This is a genomic window from Streptomyces sp. NPDC060205, assembly GCF_042728395.1.
In the GTDB taxonomy this organism is placed as follows: domain Bacteria; phylum Actinomycetota; class Actinomycetes; order Streptomycetales; family Streptomycetaceae; genus Streptomyces.
In genome coordinates this window covers 1-4,329 of record NZ_JBHWZP010000527.1, presented here as the reverse complement: position 1 = coordinate 4,329, position 4,329 = coordinate 1, and the positions used below count along the sequence as shown (strand labels likewise).

Below are 4,329 nucleotides of genomic sequence, written 5' to 3'. Positions count from 1 at the left end.
GCCTGGGCAGTAGGGGCGCGGGGAACTGCGCGGGTGACCCCCACCGGCCCGCACCCGACGCACAACCGGAGTCAACCCGGTTCACCGTTCGAGAAACGCGAACAACCCCTCCCACCTGCCCACGATCTCGCCCGGCGCATACCGCTGAATGTTCACCCGGGCCCGCTCGCCCATGCCGTCCCGCAGCCCCTGGTCGGACATCAGGGTGTCGAGCCGCCGGGCCAGCTCACCCGTGTTGCCGAGGCCGGCAAGGAGCCCGTCCACCCCGTCGTGGACGATCTCCCGCACCCCCGGCGCGCAGTCGAACGCCGCGCACGGCACCCCCATCGCCATGGCCTCCATGAGCGCGAGCGGAAACCCCTCGCCCCGCGAGGACAGCGCGAACACGGAACCGCCCCGCAGCGCCCCCGGCACATCGCTCGTCCGCCCCATCCAGTCCACGCAGCCGTCGAGCCCGAGAGCCGTGCACTGCTTCTTCAGCATCTCCTCGTCCTCGCCCGAGCCGTAGATCCGCAGCCGCCAGTCGGGGTGGCGCGGCGCGACCTCCGCCCAGGTGTCGAGGAGCATGTCGATGCCCTTCTGGTCGTGCAGCCGCCCGATGCTGACGACGACCTTCTCCGTACGGGCCGACGGCACCTCCGGCATGAACGGCAGCGGATTCGGCATGTACGAGGCGTTGTTCAGGCCCTGCCCGATCCACAGGTCGGCGTCCTCGCGGGTCAGCGCCAGCATGCGGTCGACGTCCCGGTAGTGCCTGCGCACCCGGTGGAAGCGCGAGGACGCCTTGGAGTACGCGTACGACTCGTGGCTCATCCCGATCACGGTCAGGCCGTGGGTGTCGGCCCGGGCGACCCACTCCATGGCCCACACCTGCGTGACGATCACGACCGCGCCGGGCCGGGCCGTCCGGAAGAGGGCGGTGAGTTTCGTGGCCTCCTCGCGCATGCTCGCCTCGCGCGCGCGGCCGGGCCGCGGCGGCTGTCCGGCGTACAGGGTCGTCGTCGGGTACGGAAGTTCGCCGAGTTCCTGAGGCACCTCGGACGGTGTGATGCCGACGACGTGGACGCGATGGCCGCGCCCGGTGAACAGCCGGGCCATCTGGTGCGACCAGCTGGTCACCCCGCCCAGTTCGTCGACGCTGTTGGAGACGAAGAAGACGTCCCGGCACGGATCCGCGGAATCCGCGGTCGCGGGGATGCCCTGGTCGGTCTGGGCGGTCATGCGCGCCTCCACTGGGCGAAGAACTGGTCGACGATGCTCCGCGCGGCGGTGCCCGTGTCGTACTCGCCGAACTCCGCGACGAAGCCCTCCCGCGCCTCCCGGTACTTGACCACCTGCTCGTCGAGGGAGGCGAGGGCCACGTACAGCTCCTCCTCGGTGCGCACGACCGGCCCCGGGGCGCGTTCGAGGAGGTCGAAGTAGGTGCCACGGCCCTCGTGCACGTACTCCTCGTAGTCGTGGGCGAAGAAGAACAGCGGCCGGCCGAGGAGCGCGTAGTCGAACATCACGGACGAGTAGTCGGTGATCAGGCCGTCGGCGAGCGCGAGCAGCGGCGTCACGTCGTGGTGGGCCGACACGTCGAGGACGCGTCCGCGCACGGACGGCGGGAGCACGACGTGGTTGAGGTAGTGCGAGCGCACCAGCAGGACGTACCGGTCGCCGAACGCGTCGGCGAACCGCTCCACGTCGAAGGGCAGCTCGAACCGCCGCTGCCTGCCGCCGTGCTGCCGGAAGGTGGGCGCGTACAGCAGGACGGCCTTGTCGTCGGGGATGCCCAGCTCGGCGGCGAGCGGCCCGCGCTCCCGCACGCCGGTCTCCTCCTCCCGCTTCCGGGCCGCCACGAGCGCGTCGTTGCGGGGGTAGCCCACGCGCAGCAGCGTGCGCTCCTTCAGACGGAACGCACGGGCAAGGGTGCGTACGTCGTGCTCGGAGCGGATCAGGAACCGGTCGAAGCGGTCGAGGACGCGCTGCTGCTCCTCCTGCGCGTCCCGGGTCCTGAGCTTCCACTCCGCTTCGTCGAAGCCCATCCGCTTGAGCGCCGACCCGTGCCAGGTCTGGATGTACGTGGTCTGGGGCCGCTTGGTGAGCTTCAGCGGGTAGCTCTGGTTGTCGACCCAGAACTCGGCCCGCGCCAGCGCCTTCAGATAGGGCAGCGACCAGCGGCGTACGAGGGTCGCGTCGGGCGGGAAGCCCTCGGGGCGGCCGGTGTACGACCACACGGCGTCGAAGGCGAGGTCCTGGCGCCGCATCTCCTCGTAGAGCGCCCTGGGGCTGTCGCTGTACTGCCGGCCCAGATGGCTCTCGAAGACGACCAGGCCCTTCTTCACGGGCAGCCTGCTGAACACCTCGTGATAGACGCGGATCTTGGTGGGGCCCGAGGTGAGCTTCTTGCGGACCGTCCTCGCCTTGCGGTAGCCGGACTTGGCGAGCCGGCCGGGCGCTCCCCGCATCCCGCGTCCGACGAGCGCGTCGACCTTCTCCCGGGTCGGGACCCGGAAAGCGAGATGGCCTCGCGCGGAGACCTCGGGCTCGATGTGGTCGGCGACCAGCCGGGTGAGCCGCGGCCGGACGGGCGACCGGCCGACGGCCAGACCGGGCTCGGAGGCGGTGAGGCGGGTGGTGGTGCGCACCCCGTCGACGTCCAGGCGCAGTCGTACGTCCCACACGGCGTCCACGACACCGAGGGGCCGCAGGCCGCGCGCCAGGTCGACCGATGCCTCCCAGGCGATGAACTCGCCCTCGTGCCGCAGCGTGCGGACGGGAAAGCGGAAGGTCTGGAAGCGCACGCCCTTGCGGCGGGCGCCGAACTCCAGCTCACCGGTGAGCCGCGCGCCGGGCGGGACGACACCGAGGGGATTGGTGATGCGCCCGGCGAGCCGGACGGTACCGGCGGCGCCGGGGGTACCAGCGGCGCCGGGGGTGCCTGCGGTACCCGCTCTCTCCTCGTACCCGGTCAGGACATTGCGCAGGAACATCTTCTCGACGGGTCTGACGTGATAGCCGAGTCCGGTGACATCGAGAACGTGCCGAGCGAAGGCCCTCTCTCCTCCGTCACCGTCGCTGTCGCTGCCGTCGATGTGCTCGGCACACCAGTAGACGCGGCCGTCGCGCTCGGCGAGCGGTGAGGAGATCTTGTCGCGGTTGGTGAGGGTGTCCACGGCCGGCAGGAGGTTGTCCCAGTCGCTCTCGCGCAGCAGATAGGCGCAGATGGCGTGGATGGGCTCGACCTCGTCGAAGGCGGCCCGGTCGACGGACTCCAGATAGCCGCGCGCGATGGCCGCGAACTCCTCCCGGTAGGCGGCGTCCCGGAACGGCAGGTCACGCAGATGCAGCACCAGGTCGTGCTTGAGGAACTTGACGTCCTTGAAGAACTTCAGCTCCGCCAGCCCCCGCTCGGCCAGCAGCCGGTCGACCCGCCGGTGGATCTCCATGCGGTGCGCGAAGTTGGCGATCTCGGCGCGGCGGTTGCTGATGGACTTCGCCGCGGCCTTGTCGAGGACCCGCCAGTCGTAGACGCGGTTCGGGATGAGGGTGATCCTGCGGGCCGCCGCGTACGCCTGCGCGGAGAAGAGCAGGTCCTCGTAGTGGATGCCGACGGGGAACTCAAGCCGCTCCCTGACGAGAAACTCCCGTCGATAGCACTTGTTGGTGGACAAGGTGTCGAAGACCAGCAGGTCGGGCAGTTCGGAGATCGACTCCAGGGTGCGGGTGCGGGTGTACAGCCAGGGATACCACTTGACCTCCTTGCCGCCCCGCGAGTCGACGTGGACCCGTACGCACAGCCCGGACACGAGGTCGGCGCCGGTCGTCTCGGCCGCCTCCAGCATGTTCCGGCAGGCGTTGCGTTCCAGTACGTCGTCGCTGTCGAGGAAGACGACGTACGTGCCGCGCGCCTCGGCGATCCCGCGGTTGCGGGGCGCTCCGCAGCCTCCGCTGTTCTCGTCCAGCCGGAAGGTCCGTACGCGTCCGGGGTGCCGCGCGGCGAGCCCGCGTGCGACTTCGTACGAACGGTCCGTGCTCCTGTCGTCGACGATCACGACCTCGACGTTGCGCAGCGTCTGCTCCAGCACGGAGTGGACGGCTGTGTCCAGCCGGGCCTCGTCGTTGTAGACGATCACGACAACGGAGATGTCAGGGCGATCCTCGTTCATCCTATTTACCCTAAGTGCGCCCTAGGGATCCCCACACAGGGGCTAGGCCGTACAGGGGCATGCCCTCGCCCCCGCCGCCCCTACCCGTTCCCGTCCACGCATGGGGGCTGCGCCCCCTCGCCCCCCTTGATCGCGCTGCGCGCTCGTCCTCAAACGCCGGACGGGCTAGTAGTTAGCC

At 70.2% G+C, this 4,329-nt stretch carries 2 protein-coding genes; both read right to left on the bottom strand.

Annotated features, from left to right (window positions below; all coding sequences use genetic code 11):
- Positions 1 to 81 precede the first annotated feature (81 nt).
- Complete coding sequence (locus ACFWGJ_RS42380; protein WP_387334298.1) at positions 82 to 1,221, bottom strand: glycosyltransferase; 1,140 nt, start codon at positions 1,219 to 1,221, stop codon at positions 82 to 84.
- Positions 1,218 to 4,151: a CDP-glycerol glycerophosphotransferase family protein gene (locus ACFWGJ_RS42375; protein ID WP_387334297.1), complete on the bottom strand. Its 2,934-nt coding sequence runs from the start codon at positions 4,149 to 4,151 to the stop codon at positions 1,218 to 1,220. The genes ACFWGJ_RS42380 and ACFWGJ_RS42375 overlap by 4 nt, the downstream gene beginning before the upstream one ends.
- Between the last annotated feature and the right edge of the window lie 178 nt (positions 4,152 to 4,329).